This is a genomic window from Pararhizobium polonicum (assembly GCF_001687365.1).
GTDB classification, from domain to species: Bacteria; Pseudomonadota; Alphaproteobacteria; order Rhizobiales; family Rhizobiaceae; genus Pararhizobium; species Pararhizobium polonicum.
Map to the genome: position 1 here is coordinate 256393 of NZ_LGLV01000006.1, position 15963 is coordinate 272355.

Here is a 15963-nt window from a genome sequence, read left to right on the forward strand (position 1 = left end):
CAGGACAGTCAAAGCAACTGCATCGGCTGTTGCGGGCATCACTGCAATAGGTGCATTTTCCAATTAGCCATCACTCATCATGTGGGTTACGCCGGATACCCGGCCGGACGGCGATCGTGCAAGCGGGGCAGCCAATCTCCCTCTTTAATGCCGAAAGCGGCGGAACCATTCGCCCGGCCGCGTGTTTATCGCCGCCGGGCAGACGGCATCTCTTCTGTCACATGCATTCTCATTCAGGAGCCTACGCATATGAACTTTCGTCCGATCGTCGCTGGTCTTGCCCTTTCCCTTCTCTCCGGTGCCGCCTTTGCGCAGACCGCCGCAGCAACAGGAGCCGATGCTGCGCTCACTGGCCCGGGCATCACTATGGGCACTGCTGCCACGATCCCGCTTCGATACGTGAACATCCAGGACACTGACCTGATGACCTCGAAATTGATCGGCATCGACATCTACAATAAGCAGAATGAGGAAATCGGCGAGATTTCCGACGTCGTGATTGGCGACGGCAAGTCCGTCATCGGCATTGTCGCCAGCGTCGGCGGCTTCCTCGGCATCGGCGAAAGCTATGTTGTCCTCGATCCGGCGTCGATCGCTCTTGCTGAAGTTAACGGCACATGGAAGGCCAATGTCGACACGACAAAGGATGATCTCTCGAACGCGCCCAAGCTCGACTATTCGAAGATGAAGAAATAGCAATTCTGGGCCAGCTCTCGGGCTGGCCCTCTGCCTCAACGATGAGGATGCCAATTCCAGAGGCATTCCCACTCCGCTGAAAGCCTAAGCGTCGCTGCGGGCGGTTCCCGGCGACCGGATATCGTGCCGATACGTCCAAACACCGGTATTGGGGACAGCCCATGATCGACCAGATTTCCGCAATCGGCCAATCCTTCAACGTGGTGCCACATATCGGTGCACTGATCGTCGCCTATCTCCTGGCGCTGCCGATCGGGTGGGACCGCGAAAAAAGCGAACGCAGCGCTGGCTTGAGGACGTTCCCGCTCGTTGCGATTGCAAGCTGTGGTTTTATCCAGGCGACAGAGCCCCTTACCGCGGGCAATCCCGAAGCAACCGCCCGGATCGTCGAAGGATTGATTACCGGCATGGGTTTCATCGGGGGTGGCGCGATTCTGGTCGTCAGCAAGAGTGTCCGGGGGACCGCCACGGCGGCTAGCCTCTGGGCGACGGGAGCAATCGGCACCGCCGTTGGACTGGGTGCGTACGACATCGCCCTCGTCCTATCGATCATGACCTTCCTCACGCTCCGTCTGATGGGCAATTTCAAACAATCCGACGAAAACGACGAGAAAGCCAACCCACCGTCCTGATTTTGGCGGCTAAGAAGTCGCGGATGGCATGGAGGATGGTCGATACAGAGAGGAGACTTCCATGAGGATCAAGACGATCATGGCCCTTTGGGCCTTTGCCGCGGTCATGTCACTGCCTGCCGCAGCGCAGGAAAAGAAGAATTGCCCTGCGGCGCTTCCCGAAAAGACCGAGTGTTTTGCTGGCGTCGATCCGAACGGCGCCTTTTACTGGCTTGCCAAGCCGCAGAATTGGAACGGCGTTCTCGTGGTGCATTCGCATGGTGGTCCGCGCACGGCAAAGCCCAAGGCCGATGATGCGGTCGAAGACATGGTCAGGTTCGCCGTTACCCTCGACGAGGGCTATGCCTGGGCAGGGTCAAACTATCGCCGTGAAGGCTACGGCGTCCGCATGGCTGCGGAAGATACCGACAACGTGCGCAAGATCGCCGAAGACCTGCTCGGCAAACCCCGGCTAACCCTGCTCCACGGTCAATCATGGGGTGGCAATGTCGCTGCGAAGACGGCCGAACTCTACGCGCTCGATGCGGACGGCAAGAAAGTCTACGATGGCGTGGTTCTGACGAGCGGCGTGCTCGGCGGCGGCACCGGATCGTATGGTTTCCGCGCGGATCTGCGCGCGATCTACCAGTATTATTGCAAGAACCATCCGCGTCCTGACGAAACCGCCTATCCCGTTTGGCAGGGACTGCCGAAGGACGGCAAGATGTCCCGCGCCGATCTGGAAAAGCGCGTCGAGGAATGCACCGGATTGTCACTTGCCAAGGATCAGCGCTCGCCCGAACAGGCGAAGAAACTGGCCAATATCCTCGCCGTTTCCAGGGTGCCGGAAAGCAATCTCGTCGCGCATCTCGCCTGGGCAACGACCCTGTTTCAGGACATCGTCTGGCGCCGGCTCGATGGCAAGAACCCATTCGACAACGCAAAAACCGTCTATTCGGGATCGGACGACGATGACGCGCTCAACAGGGGTATCGAGCGTTTCACGGCAGATGTGCAGGCGCGGCGGTTACTGGCCTATGACGCGGACCTGACCGGGGTAATCGTCGCTCCGACCATTACGATGCATGCGAAAAACGATCCGACCGCCTTCGTGGAGCTGGAAGCGATTTACCGCGATACGGTCGCAGAAGCCGGCAATTCGGATCTTCTGGTGCAAACCTTCACCGACGAGGACCAGCACAGCAAACTCTCAACGCCTCAGTATGCGGCCCTCTTCGCCGCCATGGTCGACTGGATCGATCACGGCAGGAAGCCGACCCTTCAATCTATCGCGCAAAGCTGCGAAACGGCGAGCAAACGCTATGCCGAACCGTGCCGCTTCCTCACCGACTATGATCCCGCTACGGCGAGCAGATAGCGGGCTTGGGGGCAATAGGGTGATGCCGAGGGCATGCGTGAACCGTAACGGTTGTTCAGGGTCGACGCCGACCCAACACCCGTCCACCGAACGGTCGATTGCCGCCTTGCGTCCTTGCTCGCTAGCTTGGCTTTCATCAGGTGCCCGGACACGCCGCCGAACGGCTGTGCGTCCCGCCTTCCGGCATCATGCTTCAGAGGACAAGACGATGGACCAAGCTGTAGAAACCAAACACCGCACCGCAATCCCGGCCGCCGCCGCTCATCCGCTCGATCCCTTCTCCACTGCCGAGCTGGTTCTTGCTGCGCGGATCATCAGTGATCATTTCGGCTGGGGTGACGATCTGCGGGTGGAGACCATCGATCTTGACGAGCCTTCGAAGGATGTCGTGCGCGGCTTCAGGCCGGGAGACAGGATCCGCCGCATCGGCCGTTTCAATGTCTACCAGCGCGGCGTGATGGGGGTCTGGCAGGGCAAGGTCGATCTGGATGCCGCAAAGGTTATCGGCGAAGTGTTCAAGCCGGAAGCCCGCGCCATGGTGGCGATCGAGGAAGTGCTGGAAATCGAGGCTGCGGTGAAAGCCGATCCGCGCTTTCAGGAGGCACTGAAGCGGCGCGGCCTGCTCGACGAACTGGATTTCATGTGCGTCGATCCGTGGACAGTCGGTAATTTCGGCCATGAATTGCATCAGGGCCGCCGCGTGCTGTCGTGCTTCATCTGGATGCGCACATTCCCCGACGACAACTACTACGCCCATCCGGTCGAAGGCATTCACCCGCTGGTCGATCTCGCCACGCTCGAAATTCTGGAGGTCAAAGACTATTTCGAGGAATCCGGCGATTTCATCCCCGTGCCGCGCACACCGCTCAACTACGATGCCGATATCCTCAAGGAGTTCCGCGCGCCGTCTGTTCCGCTCGACGTTGTGCAGCCGGCCGGTGCGGGCTTCAAGGTCGATGGCAATAGGGTCACCTGGGAAAACTGGGATTTCCGCGTCGGCTTCAATGGTCGCGAAGGCCTGGTGCTCTACACCATCGGCTACACCCAAAAGGGCAAACGCCGTCCCATCGTCTACCGCGCCTCGATTGCCGAGCTGGTCGTGCCCTATGGAGCTACGGAACGCAACCACTACCACAAGAACGTGTTCGACCACGGCGAGCTTGGCTTCGGCCGTATGGCGAATTCGCTGTCACTCGGTTGCGATTGCCTCGGCGTGATCCATTATTTTGATGGCGTGGTGCCGGGCCTGTTCGGCGATGCGCGTACCATTGAGAACGCTATCTGCCTGCATGAGGAAGATGCTGGTCTGTCATGGAAGCATTTCGACGTTCGCAATGATCGCACCGAGGTGCGCCGTGCCCGCCGTCTGGTCATTTCCTCGATCTCGACCATCGGCAACTACGAATACGCCTCCTACTGGTATCTGCATCAGGACGGGCGCATCGAGTTCGAAATGAAGGCCACCGGCGTTATCAACACGGCGGCCTGCAAGCCGGGCGAACCGGGCCGCTTCGGCACCGAGGTCGCCCCGGGCCTGGTCGGCCACATCCACCAGCACGTGTTCTGCGCGCGGCTGGACATGGAAGTCGACGGGCCGAACAACACCGTCGTGGAATGCGACACCTTTGCCCTGCCCGCCGGTCCCGACAACCCCTATCTCAACGGGTTTGCCGTCGAGGCGACGCCGCTCACCACCGAACTGGGCGCAAAGCGGAATGTCGATTTTGACAGGATGCGTTACTGGAAAGTGATCAATCCGGATGTGAAGAACTGGGTGGGCACGCCGACCGCCTACAAGCTGGAAGCCTCTTCTCCGGTCAAGCCCTTCACCCATCCGGATAGCCCGTCCGGCAAGCGCGGCCGCTTCATCGAGCATCAGCTCTGGGTCACGGCCTACGACCCCGACGAACGTTATCCGGCAGGCGAGTTCGTCAACCAGTCGACGGGTGACGACGGTGTGGCGGTATGGACAACGAAGGACCGCCCGGTCGAAAACACCGATATCGTCCTCTGGCATGCCTTCGGCCTGCACCACCTGCCGCGGCCGGAAGACCATCCGGTTCAACCCTGCATCTCCTGCGGCTTCAAGCTGATGCCCGCCGGCTTTTTTGATCAAAATCCAGTCATCGATCTGCCGCGGACTAAAAATGAAGCAAGTCGCCATGCGTCCAAATGCGGCTGCAGCGCATCCGAAGCCGCGGAATAGGAACCAGTCCCTAAACGGAGCCTGAACTCCAGGCGGGCGGCGTCAAAAGCCGCCCCTTTTCGTTGGGAATCGCGCAAAAATCACCGCTTCACCGCAAAAATCCACGCGACACCCCCCCGGACGGTTTGATCCGGCCTTTTGGCACGGGACTTGCTTGTTTCCAGGGGGCGCATACGTCACGCTCCGGCCGTCAGGTCTGGAGCAAATCGATCTCTAGTTCTTCTGCGAGGCTATCATGGCTGCATGTACGAACCGAAAGAACGAATTCATCGACAATACTTTCGACATGCTCGGCCGAACGTTGGGCGCCAGCAGCCTTGCATTCTACTCCGTCGATGGGGACTACAATCTCTACGACTTCCGGTGTTCAGGCGTACCGCGCGAATTCTTTCGCCTCTACCTGTGCGAGATGCACAAGCTCGATCCGCTTCATGTGCGCCGCGTTGCGTCGCGGCCGGATCGCGTCGTGCGGATGCAGGATGCGCCAACCTATATGGAGCAAGGCGAAATCGACGAATATAAACGCTTCCTGCGCCGCTACGATTTCATCGAGAATATCGATATCCTGTTTCGCAGCGAAGGTGAGATCAAGGCTGGCCTCAGTGTCATCTGGAGAGAGAAGGACCGCCGTCCGATCGAAACACTCCATCAGCTTGCCAACGATCTTCAGCCATTCATCGAATATGCACTATGGACGCATGTGGACATGCCCAAGGGCGACCCGATGATCAAGGCGACCAAGACCTTTCACCTGACCCCGCGCGAAAGCGAAGTGGTGAAGCTTCTGTGCTTCGGGCGTACCAATGCCGATATCGCCACCTGTCTGGGTATCGGTGTTTCCACCGTGAAAACGCATCTGATCCGGATTTTCGACAAGACCGGCGTGGAAACCCGCGCCGGCGTGGTGGCACGGTTTTCAGCATTTTCGTGATGATATTCCCCTCGGGGGAACCCCGCTTTGCCTTTCGGCTGCGTTTATCGGGGAAAGGGAAGCGGTTCTTCCCTCGAAAAACCTGCGTCAGGCGGCCGCATCTGCCGCGCGCCGGCGGTGCGCTTGCCAGACGGCGGCGCCATAACCGAGCGCGAGGATGAGCGCTGCCCCCAGCATCATGAGCGTACCGACGGCGGGAACCTGGGGCGTATAACCGGACTGCACCTTGGCGCTGATCCATTCAGGGATCGTCTGGTCCGCCCCCGTCGAGAACATGGACAGCGGAAAGTTCGCCCACGACAGCAAGAAAGCCGAAACGAAGCCGGAGAGAATGCCGGGTGCCAACAGCGGCAGGGTGATTTCGCGCATCACCTGGAGGCGTGTCGCACCGAGATCGTAGGCGGCTTCCTCCACCGCCGGATCGAACCCGTAAACCGGAATGGCGATGACCAGCGTGGTGATCGGCGCGATCCAGACTATATGGGCGAAGACGGCGGATTTCCATGTCGGCTCGATGCCGATGGCGGTGAACCAAAGGAGGAGCGCCAGCCCCAGCACCGCCTGCGGAAACAGGATCGGCAACAGCAGCAGTTTTTGATAGAGTTTTCGGCCTTTCCAGCGATAGCGGGCGAACGCCAGCGCCCCGAAGAAGGCAAGCACCGTGGACATGATGCCGACGAGAATGGCGATCATCAGCGATGTCCAGAAGAAATCCCGGATCGACAGCGACTGGAACACTTCGCCGTACCAGTGCGTGGACCACGCGGGGATGGGGAACTTGAAATATTTCGAGCGCGACAGCGAAGCGAGCGCGATCGTGATCATGGGCAGGTACATGAAGAGCAGCAACAGCGCTGCAAGCGTGCCATACAGGAAGCGGGCGGTGCGGCTATAGTCGTTCATGAGATCACTTCCGTCCAAAAATGCTGTCGAGATCGATGCGCTTGAGCAGGGTGAGCGACAGCGCGCCCGCCAGCAGGATCATAAGAACCGACAGCGCCGAACCGCGCGGCCAGTTTTGCGCGAAGGTGAATTCCTTCTGGATATCCTGTGCGATGGTGACGACGGCGGTGCCGCCCATCACCTTGGCTTCGGTGATGGCGCCCGCCGTGAGGATGAAGCACATCAGTGCGCCCATCATGATGCCGGGCATGGCCAGTGGAATATCCACCTCCTTGAGGATCTGGAACCGGGTCGCCCCCAGATCGAATGCGGCTTCGCGCGCCTGCGGCGGCACCATGGAAACACCGAGCACCATGGGAAACAGCATGAAGGGCAGGTAGATGTAGACGAGGCCGAATAGTGTCGCACCTGTTGTGTAGAGGATGGATTCCATCTCGATACCGATCAGGCCGAGTGTTCCGGGCAACACGCCGCCCTTGACGAAAAACAGCATCCAGCCCGTCAGGCGCAGATTGTCGGCCACGAACAGCGGCGCCGTGATGAGAAGTGTGAGAACCGCCCCCTTCTTGCCGAACACCCGCACCAGCGCCACGGCCAGCGGGTAGCAGATCACCAGCAGAATCGCGACGGTGACGGCGGCAAGAAACAGCGAGAGCACGAAGGAAATATAGTAGGAATTGGCAAAGATATCGGCATAGTTTTGCAGCGTCGGCATCTGCATGAGCGAGAAGGTGGAGGCGGGCATGAATGAAAACGCCACCACCAGCGCCAGCGGCCCGATGAAGCCGAAGAGAAACAGAAGCCCGATGGGCACGGCGGCGAGAAAGCCGGGATTGGTCAACGCCTCCTTCAGCCGTTCGGCAGCGCGGGACGGTTTTGCTTCTGATGCAGCCGCGTTCACGGCGGCGCTCTTGCCGGAAATCAGTTGAGTTATATCCGTCATGGTCTTGCTCCGTCGATTGTCCGCTTCAGCCTTGCAGCCGGGGTGTCGGAAACAGCATGGAATCCTTGACGTTCCAGCCGATGAGGACGGTGCCATCTGGGCCTTCCAATGGGTTCTGATCGCGCAGGCGCTCCACCAGAAGGATTTGGCGTCCCGCAACCTTCACCTGATACTGGATGCGTGAGCCTAGCAGGTATTCGTTGCAGATGACGCCGGTCAGGTGATTTTCGGCTTCGTCTGCCGCGCCGAGAAAGCGGACGTCTTCCGGCCGCACAATGAGCGTGCCGGTTTCGAAAGCCCCGGCTGGAGGCGTCACATAGGTCTTGCCGGTGAGGCTATCGACGACCGCCCCGTCTTCCCCCTGGTTGACCTCCATCACATTGACCTCACCCATGAATTCGGACACGAACCGGCTGTGCGGGCTGCCGTAGATTTCACGCGGCGTGCCGATCTGCACGAAACGGCCTTTGTTCATGACGCCGATACGGTCGGACATCACCATGGCCTCTTCCAGCGAGTGGGTGATGTAGACGAAGGTCTTGCCGGTAGCGCGATGAATGTCCTTCAATTCCTTTTCCAGAAGCTTGCGCAACCGGTAGTCGAGCGCGGAAAGCGGCTCGTCGAAAAACAGGATATCGGGATCGAACGCCAGCGCGCGGGCCAAGGCCACGCGCTGGCGTTCGCCGCCCGAGCATTGCATGACGCCCTTCTTGTAATAGCCTTCCGGCAGGCGAAGCTGGGCCATCAGTTCCAGCGCCCGCGCCTTGCGCTCCTCGGCTGAAACACCCCTGATCTTCAGGGGAAACTCGATATTCTGGCCGACGGTTCTGTGCGGGAAAAGCGCCAAAGACTGGAACACCATGCAGGTGGGCCGCTTGTTGGCGGGGACGTCGTTGATGCGCTTGCCGCGGAGCAGGATATCGCCGTTCGTCGGCTTGTCCATGCCCACCAGCATGCGCACCATGGTGGTCTTGCCGCTACCCGAAGGGCCGACGATGGTGAAGAATTCGCCCTCATTGATATCGAGGTTGATCCGGTCGACGGCCGGAAAATCGTTGAACAGCTTGTCGACGCCGCGCAACTGGAGAATGGGGCGGGGGGCGTCGGCGACCATTTTTGCTGTCATTATCAAGGCTCCGCAGTCGTTCTGAGCTGGACCGAAAAACGAAAAGGCCGGCTATTGGCAGCCGGCCTGGTCTTGTGCGGGATCAGGCTTTGCGCTCACGCACCGCCGATGTGAAGATCTCATGCAGCTTCGAGTAACTCGGTATGGTGTCGAAATCCGCGCATTTGGACATGCTTTCCGACAGCGTATCGAACTGAAGCGCCTGCAGTTCCTCGGTGCTGAACAGCGCCATGACCCGCTTGTCGCCCATCTGTGCGACGGGGTTGTAGGTCCCTTCCGCGAAGGACACGTTCTTGGCGGTTTCCGGGCGGAAGCAATATTCCAGGAATTCTTCGGCGCGCGGCGAGAGTTGCGGGTTGTTGACGGTGGAAGTCAGTTCCATCCAGCAGACGCCGCCCTTGCCACCGGTTTCGGCTGGTCCTCTGTCAGGGATGACGTTCATCATGTTGAGATTGCCGTCGAAGCGCGCCGCCGAAATCGTATAGACGCTTCCCGGGAAGCTGCCGATGATTTCGCCGTTGATCATGTTGAGCGCAATGGCGTTCATGTCGTCGCTGAGGAAGGCAGCATTGTTGATGACGGTGCGCATGACCGTATCGAACTTGGCGATTTCGGCTTCGGACAGCTCCTTGAACGGGCTGAAGCCCGCTGCCATCGCCGTATGCATGATCACCCAGTCGTCATACATCAGGACGGCATATTTGCCCTTGAAGTCGTCGGACAGGAACATGTCGTAGCCCTCGTCCGCCGCCGTCTTGGCCGACACCTTGTCGGTGTTGACGTTGATGCCCGATGGCCCGTAGCGCTGGATCATACCCAGAAGCTGCTCGCCGTCTTCCGACATGGCCCAGTGGTACGGCCATTTGAATTCCGGCAGCATCATGTCCCATAGCGGTTCGAAGCGCGCCTTGGTCAGCGGCTTGATGAGGTTTTCCGGATAAAGCTGGCGCCGGCCCCAGGAGTTGTTGAGATTGATGATATCCCAGGTCTTGGTATCGCCCGCCCGAAGCTGGTTGACGGCATCCGGGTCCGAGATCAGGCCCTGCGCCTTGACGTTGGTGTTGAACTCGCGGCGGAAGGGGTCGAGAACCTTGTCGGAATTGTAGCCTTCCCAGCAGTAGATGTTCAGCTCGTTTTCGCGCGCGGCGCGCGCCGCATCCGGCAGAAGGCTTGCCGCGGCGATGCCTGCGGAAATGGCCGATGCCTGCCGCAGGAAATCGCGGCGGGATTGGCTGAAGGATTGCAACAGGTTCTTGCGCTTCATCTGTCAGTTCCTCTGGTGGTCGTGGCGGCTTTTGGGAGCAGGGCAACGTCCGCCGCCGGCAGTACCGTTGCCTCCTTGTAACGGGACATTATCGAGAGCCTGAAAGCGGCGACCATCCACCGTTCGGTTGACTGCCGCAATAACAACACATCCGTTCAAGGCGAGAGCGCCGCAAAGATGAAGGCGCCACCTGCGCCCACAAGCCCGACGCCGATAATGCCGGCTGCGACGCGCCCTGGAGACACCTTCTCCACGAGCATGACAAGTGCGAGCAGAACCATCGCCACCACATTCATCATGCCGAGCGCCAGCATGGTCGACATGAGGAGCGCATTGGCTTTCAGGCAATGGCGGGCATAGCCTGCACCCGTGCCCAGGGCGTTTGTCCCGCTCCGGGGAGGGGTGGTGCAATGCATGTGCCGCATCGCCGACAGTTTCGCGGGAGTGAATTGATAAAGACCGGCCAACACAATCAACCCGCCTGCCGCCACGCCCGCACCGGTAAGTACAGGCGGTCCGCCGAATGCCATATGCAATCCCGCCTCCGCCGCGGCTGCCGCCAAAGCAAAAACAAACCAGACCAGCGTATAGCCGGCCATGAACCGGTAAGCGCCTGCGCCGTCCTGTTTTTCCAACAGGCTTTGCCAGGCGGGCAGCGCGCAAGGCAGCATCATCGCCACGGTCATCAACGCTGCCATGGAGCAGGTGGAGGCCAGAACCTGCCACCACGGCGCACCGGCATCGCTCAGGCAAAGGCTCGCCCAGAAATCCGCCGGAAGCTCACCGGGGCGCAGAAGCCCACCTGAAACGAGTTGCACGCCAGGCCCCAGCGCCGCAATGTCGCCAGCCCCTGCCATATCGCGCAGCATCCACGCAATTGCCGCCCAGCCGGCCACAACGATCGCGGCAGGCGGCAAGGCGGCGATGCGCCGTTCCCGCCTCCACAGGAGACGGTTGGCTGAAAGGAAGAGCAGGGGGCGGGCATTCGCCATGGGGCAGGGTCCGGCTGGAAACGAAAAGTCATTTTCGAAAACTGAACCTGGCCGGAGCGCCGCACAATCAATCCTTTGGTGGATCATCGCGGGTGCTGTTACGCGATTTAAAGCTTTGTGGGTCGATGCCGGTCGGGAGGACTGCCTGCATAGAATTTACGGCAAGGCGTGACGTCATAGTGTGATCGACAACAAGGTGTCGATCACACTGGTGAATTCGGGAAGCACAGCCAGCCCGCCTCCATGGTGGTGGCGTTCCGGTGAAGAATGCTTCCCGTCGTTCATTCTCCTCCTGACGGGTCGGAGCGAAATATGCCCCATTACTCCGTGGGGCTGTACACCTGTTGCTGGCGGTAGCCCTGCTTTGACCGGCTGGCCTGGGTTGTCGGGGAGGAGCGGTGGTGGCTATCTCCCCAATTTTGTCAGGCGCGTTTTGCGACATCCAGCGCGGGATAGTCGATGTAACCTTTCTCGCCTGCGGAGAAGAACATGTCCCGATCCGGCGCATTGAGTGGCGCTCCTGTGGCGAAACGGACGGGCAGATCCGGGTTGGCGAGGAAGGCGCTGCCGAATACGGTCGCGTCCGCCTTCCCATTCTCAAGCGCAACCTCGGCGGCTGCTTGATCGAGCCCGCCGCCCATCAGATATGCACCGTTGAAACGGGGTCTGAGCAGAGCGTGGTAGTCGATGGGGGCTCCGAAGAGAGCCACATGCAGATAGGCGAGATTGAAGCTGTTCAACTCCCCGACAAGATCCCAGTAGGTCGCCTGAGGGCTTTCATCGATGATGTCATTGTAGTTCATCTCCGGCGAAATTTTGATGCCGACCCGGTCGCCGCCGGCCTCTTCGACCATCGCCGTCAGGACGTCGAGGATGAAGCGGGCGCGCTTTTTGATCGACCCGCCATATGCGTCATCGCGCTTGTTGCTACCCGAAGCGAGGAATTGTTCGGGGAGATATCCTGACGCGCCGTGCAGTTCCACGCCATCGAAACCGGCCTCGAGTGCACGACGGGTGGACATACGGTATCCCGTGACGATTTCGGCGATCTCGGTGGTGCTCAATTCATGCGGCGTCACGAATTCCTGCTGGCCGCTGGCGGTCCATGTCTGACCGGATGGCTTGATTGCCGACGGCGCGACCGGCTGCGCGTTTCCGGGCAGCAAGGACGGGTGCGAGATGCGTCCGCAATGCATGATCTGCATGAAGATCCGCCCGCCACGGGCATGAACGGCGTCCGTCACCTGCTTCCAGGCGTCCATCTGGGCTTTGGTTTCGATGCCGGGTGTGCGGACATAACCCTTGCCATTTGCGGTCGGATAGACGCCTTCGCTGATAATCAGTCCGGCCCCTGCGCGCTGGCTGTAATAGGTCGCAACGATATCCGTGAGCACGCCGTCGTCATCATCGGCACGGGAGCGTGTCATCGGCGCCATGACGAGGCGATTGGGAAGTTCGTAGCGGCCGATACGGATCGGGGTGAAGAGCTGACTCATGTTGGGGCCTATCCTTTTCGATTGTTTCCCAACACAAATGGCTGCTGCACGGATCAAGATAAATAGAATATAATGGAAATGATTGATCCATTTATGAGGCAATGATTTGGAACTTCTGAATGATATGGCGCTGTTCGTCGAGGTTGTGAAAGCAAAGAGCTTCCGTGGCGCTGCCGAAATTATTGGCGTCCCGAATTCCACCTTGTCACGCCGGATCAGCACGTTGGAAAAAGCGATCGGATTGAGGTTGCTGCACCGCACGACACGGCGGATCGAACTGACGGAGGCCGGTCAGATTTATTTCGAGCGGTGCAAGCGCATTGTCGACGAAGCCCGGCTCGCACATGAACAGCTTGGCGAGATGCTGGAGCAGCCAAGCGGCCTTTTGCGCGTATCCTTGCCTGTGGACTTCGCAAATACGTATCTGGCACCGTTGATCGCCGACTTTGCACGGCAATATCCCGGCATCAGTTTCGAGTTCGATCTGACGCCGCGCCGGGTCGATCTGGTGGCGGAACCGTTCGACGTCGCCATACGCATGGGAGAGCCGGAGCCATCCCACATGATCGCCCGGCCGCTGGCGCGCTTGCGGCCGTACCTCTATGCCTCGCCGCACTATATTGCGCTTCATGGGAAACCTGCCAACCCGTCGGAACTGGGGCAGCATGAGTGCCTCTATATGCTGAAGGGGAAGGTCTGGACGCTGAGCAATGGCACGGAAACGGTGGAGGTTGCGGTCGATGGCCGGTTCCGCCTGAACAGCATTGGCCTGATCCGGCGCCTTGCCGCACTCGGTATGGGTATTGCCATCCTTCCGGAAGAGATCGTCTCCGATGAATTGGCGGACAAGAGCCTGCAGCGGATACTGCCGGATTGGCAGGGCGCTCCCATGTCGGTCTACGCAATCACGGAAACCCGATTGTTGCCGGCAAAGACCCAACGCTTCATCGAATTTCTGCGCAGCCGATTAAAATAGTTTCCACCCCACTCGGCACAGATGACGAGCGGGATGGGACGTGATCGATGGAGATTTCCAGATCAGTTTCGGATGTTGCCACCATCGGCTGCGATGGTCTGGCCCGTCACGAAGGCAGAGTCGGCCGAGCAGAGAAACGAGACGACGCCAACGATGTCCGAAGGTTCGATGACCCGTGGGATGGCCTGCACCTTGGGCAGATAGTCGAAGATTTCCTGGTTCTCGCTGCGCATGGACTTGGTGTTGGTCAGCCCGGGCGCAATCACATTGACGGTGACCCCGGATGCGCCCACTTCGCCTGCGAGCGCCCGTGTAAAGCCGATGACGCCACCTTTGCTTGCGACATAGGAGGTCATCTGCGTCGAGTTCAGCCAGAAAGTCGTGCTTGCAACGTTGACGATACGGCCGAGCTTTCGCTCGACCATTCCCGGCACGAAGGCCTTGCACATCAGGAAGGGGCCATCCAGATTGACGCTGATGACCTTGCGCCAGAGGTCATAGTCCGTCTCCTCGAAAGACTTCCACGGATAGATCCCGGCATTGTTGACAAGAGCGGTCACAGGCGGGAGAGCCTTCGCGACCTCTGCGGCAAACTCCAACGTTGACGCGGGCGACGTCACATCGACTTTCGCCGCGAAAAACCGGCGCCCCTCGGCTTCTATCAGCGCCTTTGTCGCGGTGGCATCGCCAACGTCCGCGACGGCGATGTCGAAGCCGTCGATAGCGAGCCTCTGGGCATAGGCCTGGCCAATGCCGTTTGCGGCTCCAGTAATGACGGCTGTTCCTTTGGACATGATTGTATTCTCCATTTGCAAATCTGCATTCAAGCTGAACTTCCATGGGCTGCACGGTCTCGCAAAACACCGTGCTTTCGCCACCGGACGCCTTCAGCCAATGATATAAAAGATTGTCTGCTGCCGTTGCGGAGCAAGGGCCCAATAATGGCAATGACTGCTCCAATTATGGATCAGCCATTCGCCCGTTGATACCGGATAGCTGTGGTGGAGAGGGCCACCGAAGCGGTGGTGGTTCTTGGATAACCTCAGCCGCTGATGGTTCCGTCTCGTGAAAACGGCGCATTCCGATCGACGAGAAAGAGCACAAGATCCGATTCCACGGTTGCCGTCACCGAGGTGGTTTCGTTGGCCCCGATCATAAGCGCCGTATGGGTCGTGGCTTCCTGCTGGCCCACCGTGACCGCGCCGCGAAAGATGTAAAGCCAGCGGTCGAACCCTGCCATGGACGGAAGATCAATGCTCCCGCCCACCGGCAGATGGGTATCGTAGAGGTAGACGGCCTGGCGGATGAAACTCGGTGCTGCCGACCCGATCGGTCCCGTCAAAAGCCGCCATTGATCATTTCGTGCCGTTTCGTCCAGATCAATGAACTGGACACCTGGTTCCATATCGGTGGCCTCGGGCCGAACGAAAATCTGCAGCATCTCGATCTGATCGTTACCGACCACCTGTTCCTCGTGGGAAAAACCATAGCCTGCGTTCATCACCATCAGCCGATCGGATGATATGACTTCGCTTCGACCGGCGGAATCCGTATGCTGCATGCGGCCCTTGCGCATGTAGCTGATGATCTCGTCATTACGATGCTCGTGCATCTGGACGACGAGGCCGGGTTGCAGTTGGGCGTGGTCGATAATTCCAAGCCCGCCGAAGCCTGCGTCACCCCATTGCCCCAGGGTAATACCGGGACGGATTCGGCGGAGTTGGAACGGGCCCTGTGCCCTAACCAGATGAGTATCGGGCGATATGACGCCGGTTCCTCTGATGGCAGTTGCTTTTACGGTCATGTTCTTGCTCCTTGGCTTCGGGCGGGCTGGATATCGGTTAGGCCTCGATCGGCGGAAGCACCTCGGTGAACAGCAACTGGATGAGCTTCTGTCCGTTCGGCGAGCCCCAGTTCTGGGCAAGTTCCGCGATCATGGTGTTGGTTGCGGTCAGAATGACGCCGGCGTCCTGCATGCGACGACGGGACATGTCCTCGGACAATTCGTAGGGCGAACCCGAAGCGTCCATGACGGCCTGCACGTTGTAGCCCTCGGCAACGGCGTCGATCGCCGGGAAGACGAGGCAGACGTCGGTCGTGACACCGGCCATGATCAGGTTCTTGCGGCCGGTCGCTTCAACGGCTGCCTTGAAATTGGTATCGGTCCAGGCATTGACGATGCCTTCGCGCTTGACGCGCTTGTCGAAGGCGTCGGGAAGGATATCCCGCAGTTCCGGCAGCAACGGTCCCTGCAGCCGATCTTCCTGGCTGGATGTCAGCACGGTCGGGATGCCGAGGATGCTGGCAGCCTTCGCCAGCGCCAGCGACATGCGCTTGGCCTGCTCGACGTCGATGTTCTTGATCAGCTTCATCGTGCCGACCTGATGATCGATCAGCAGCAGCGCGGAATTCTCAGGTGTGAACAGCTTGGACATGATGTG

General features: G+C 59.6%; 15 protein-coding genes. 6 read left to right on the top strand and 9 right to left on the bottom strand.

Going from position 1 to position 15963, the window contains the following annotated elements; translation table 11 throughout:
- The first annotated feature begins 249 nt into the window (after nucleotides 1-249).
- The 5 genes from ADU59_RS10040 (at nucleotide 250) to ADU59_RS10060 (ending at nucleotide 5822) form a co-directional block, all read left to right on the top strand.
- Entirely contained in the window at nucleotides 250-696 is a 447-nt protein-coding gene (locus ADU59_RS10040) for a PRC-barrel domain-containing protein (protein ID WP_068953954.1), read from the top strand.
- Nucleotides 697-857: 161 nt separating this feature from the next.
- A complete protein-coding gene (locus ADU59_RS10045; protein ID WP_068953955.1) occupies nucleotides 858-1328 on the top strand; it encodes an MgtC/SapB family protein in 471 nt (156 codons plus the stop codon).
- A gap of 61 nt (nucleotides 1329-1389) precedes the next feature.
- Nucleotides 1390-2685, top strand: a complete 1296-nt coding sequence (locus ADU59_RS10050) for an alpha/beta hydrolase family protein (RefSeq protein WP_068953956.1) — start codon at nucleotides 1390-1392, stop codon at nucleotides 2683-2685.
- A 208-nt stretch (nucleotides 2686-2893) separates the two neighbouring features.
- Entirely contained in the window at nucleotides 2894-4891 is a 1998-nt protein-coding gene (locus tag ADU59_RS10055) for a primary-amine oxidase (RefSeq protein ID WP_068953957.1), read from the top strand.
- Between the two features lie 235 nt (nucleotides 4892-5126).
- On the top strand, nucleotides 5127-5822 hold the full coding sequence (locus ADU59_RS10060; protein ID WP_068953958.1) for a helix-turn-helix transcriptional regulator: 696 nt from the start codon (nucleotides 5127-5129) through the stop codon (nucleotides 5820-5822).
- A gap of 87 nt (nucleotides 5823-5909) precedes the next feature.
- On the opposite strand, the gene ADU59_RS10065 is transcribed toward ADU59_RS10060, so the two are convergent.
- The 6 genes from ADU59_RS10065 to ADU59_RS10090 all read right to left on the bottom strand — a co-directional run bounded on the left by ADU59_RS10065 (nucleotide 5910) and on the right by ADU59_RS10090 (nucleotide 12546).
- Nucleotides 5910-6725: an ABC transporter permease gene (locus ADU59_RS10065; RefSeq protein ID WP_068953959.1), complete on the bottom strand. Its 816-nt coding sequence runs from the start codon at nucleotides 6723-6725 to the stop codon at nucleotides 5910-5912.
- A 4-nt stretch (nucleotides 6726-6729) separates the two neighbouring features.
- The gene (locus tag ADU59_RS10070) at nucleotides 6730-7668 is read right to left on the bottom strand and encodes an ABC transporter permease (RefSeq protein ID WP_083198204.1); all 939 of its coding nucleotides are present in this window, start codon (nucleotides 7666-7668) and stop codon (nucleotides 6730-6732) included.
- A gap of 25 nt (nucleotides 7669-7693) precedes the next feature.
- The gene (locus ADU59_RS10075; RefSeq protein ID WP_068953960.1) at nucleotides 7694-8794 is read right to left on the bottom strand and encodes an ABC transporter ATP-binding protein; all 1101 of its coding nucleotides are present in this window, start codon (nucleotides 8792-8794) and stop codon (nucleotides 7694-7696) included.
- A gap of 82 nt (nucleotides 8795-8876) precedes the next feature.
- Nucleotides 8877-10058: an ABC transporter substrate-binding protein gene (locus ADU59_RS10080; protein ID WP_099050794.1), complete on the bottom strand. Its 1182-nt coding sequence runs from the start codon at nucleotides 10056-10058 to the stop codon at nucleotides 8877-8879.
- Between the two features lie 155 nt (nucleotides 10059-10213).
- Entirely contained in the window at nucleotides 10214-11050 is an 837-nt protein-coding gene (locus ADU59_RS10085; protein ID WP_068953961.1) for a DUF2182 domain-containing protein, read from the bottom strand.
- A 422-nt stretch (nucleotides 11051-11472) separates the two neighbouring features.
- A complete protein-coding gene (locus ADU59_RS10090; RefSeq protein ID WP_068953962.1) occupies nucleotides 11473-12546 on the bottom strand; it encodes an alkene reductase in 1074 nt (357 codons plus the stop codon).
- Between the two features lie 106 nt (nucleotides 12547-12652).
- Here ADU59_RS10090 and ADU59_RS10095 point away from each other — a divergent pair, with 106 nt between their 5' ends.
- Nucleotides 12653-13522: a LysR family transcriptional regulator gene (locus tag ADU59_RS10095; protein ID WP_068953963.1), complete on the top strand. Its 870-nt coding sequence runs from the start codon at nucleotides 12653-12655 to the stop codon at nucleotides 13520-13522.
- Nucleotides 13523-13584: 62 nt separating this feature from the next.
- Here the strand turns inward: ADU59_RS10095 and ADU59_RS10100 are convergent, their stop codons facing one another.
- From ADU59_RS10100 to ADU59_RS10110, 3 genes are all read right to left on the bottom strand, one after another.
- Entirely contained in the window at nucleotides 13585-14316 is a 732-nt protein-coding gene (locus ADU59_RS10100) for an SDR family NAD(P)-dependent oxidoreductase (RefSeq protein WP_068953964.1), read from the bottom strand.
- Nucleotides 14317-14564: 248 nt separating this feature from the next.
- Nucleotides 14565-15326 carry a pirin family protein gene (locus ADU59_RS10105; RefSeq protein ID WP_068953965.1) on the bottom strand — a complete coding sequence of 254 codons (762 nt, stop codon included), beginning with the start codon at nucleotides 15324-15326 and terminating at the stop codon, nucleotides 14565-14567.
- Nucleotides 15327-15363: 37 nt separating this feature from the next.
- Nucleotides 15364-15957 carry an isochorismatase family protein gene (locus tag ADU59_RS10110; RefSeq protein ID WP_068953966.1) on the bottom strand — a complete coding sequence of 198 codons (594 nt, stop codon included), beginning with the start codon at nucleotides 15955-15957 and terminating at the stop codon, nucleotides 15364-15366.
- Nucleotides 15958-15963: the final 6 nt, after the last annotated feature.

What these genes read in the sequence shown, in the direction of transcription:
- ADU59_RS10040 (WP_068953954.1), top strand. Translation starts at nt 250, where the DNA reads ATGAACTTTCGTCCGATCGTCGCTGGTCTTGCCCTTTCCCTTCTCTCC.
- ADU59_RS10045 (WP_068953955.1), top strand. Translation starts at nt 858, where the DNA reads ATGATCGACCAGATTTCCGCAATCGGCCAATCCTTCAACGTGGTGCCA.
- ADU59_RS10050 (WP_068953956.1), top strand. Translation starts at nt 1,390, where the DNA reads ATGAGGATCAAGACGATCATGGCCCTTTGGGCCTTTGCCGCGGTCATG.
- ADU59_RS10055 (WP_068953957.1), top strand. Translation starts at nt 2,894, where the DNA reads ATGGACCAAGCTGTAGAAACCAAACACCGCACCGCAATCCCGGCCGCC.
- ADU59_RS10060 (WP_068953958.1), top strand. Translation starts at nt 5,127, where the DNA reads ATGGCTGCATGTACGAACCGAAAGAACGAATTCATCGACAATACTTTC.
- ADU59_RS10065 (WP_068953959.1), bottom strand. Translation starts at nt 6,725, where the DNA reads ATGAACGACTATAGCCGCACCGCCCGCTTCCTGTATGGCACGCTTGCA.
- ADU59_RS10070 (WP_083198204.1), bottom strand. Translation starts at nt 7,668, where the DNA reads ATGACGGATATAACTCAACTGATTTCCGGCAAGAGCGCCGCCGTGAAC.
- ADU59_RS10075 (WP_068953960.1), bottom strand. Translation starts at nt 8,794, where the DNA reads ATGACAGCAAAAATGGTCGCCGACGCCCCCCGCCCCATTCTCCAGTTG.
- ADU59_RS10080 (WP_099050794.1), bottom strand. Translation starts at nt 10,058, where the DNA reads ATGAAGCGCAAGAACCTGTTGCAATCCTTCAGCCAATCCCGCCGCGAT.
- ADU59_RS10085 (WP_068953961.1), bottom strand. Translation starts at nt 11,050, where the DNA reads ATGGCGAATGCCCGCCCCCTGCTCTTCCTTTCAGCCAACCGTCTCCTG.
- ADU59_RS10090 (WP_068953962.1), bottom strand. Translation starts at nt 12,546, where the DNA reads ATGAGTCAGCTCTTCACCCCGATCCGTATCGGCCGCTACGAACTTCCC.
- ADU59_RS10100 (WP_068953964.1), bottom strand. Translation starts at nt 14,316, where the DNA reads ATGTCCAAAGGAACAGCCGTCATTACTGGAGCCGCAAACGGCATTGGC.
- ADU59_RS10105 (WP_068953965.1), bottom strand. Translation starts at nt 15,326, where the DNA reads ATGACCGTAAAAGCAACTGCCATCAGAGGAACCGGCGTCATATCGCCC.
- ADU59_RS10110 (WP_068953966.1), bottom strand. Translation starts at nt 15,957, where the DNA reads ATGTCCAAGCTGTTCACACCTGAGAATTCCGCGCTGCTGCTGATCGAT.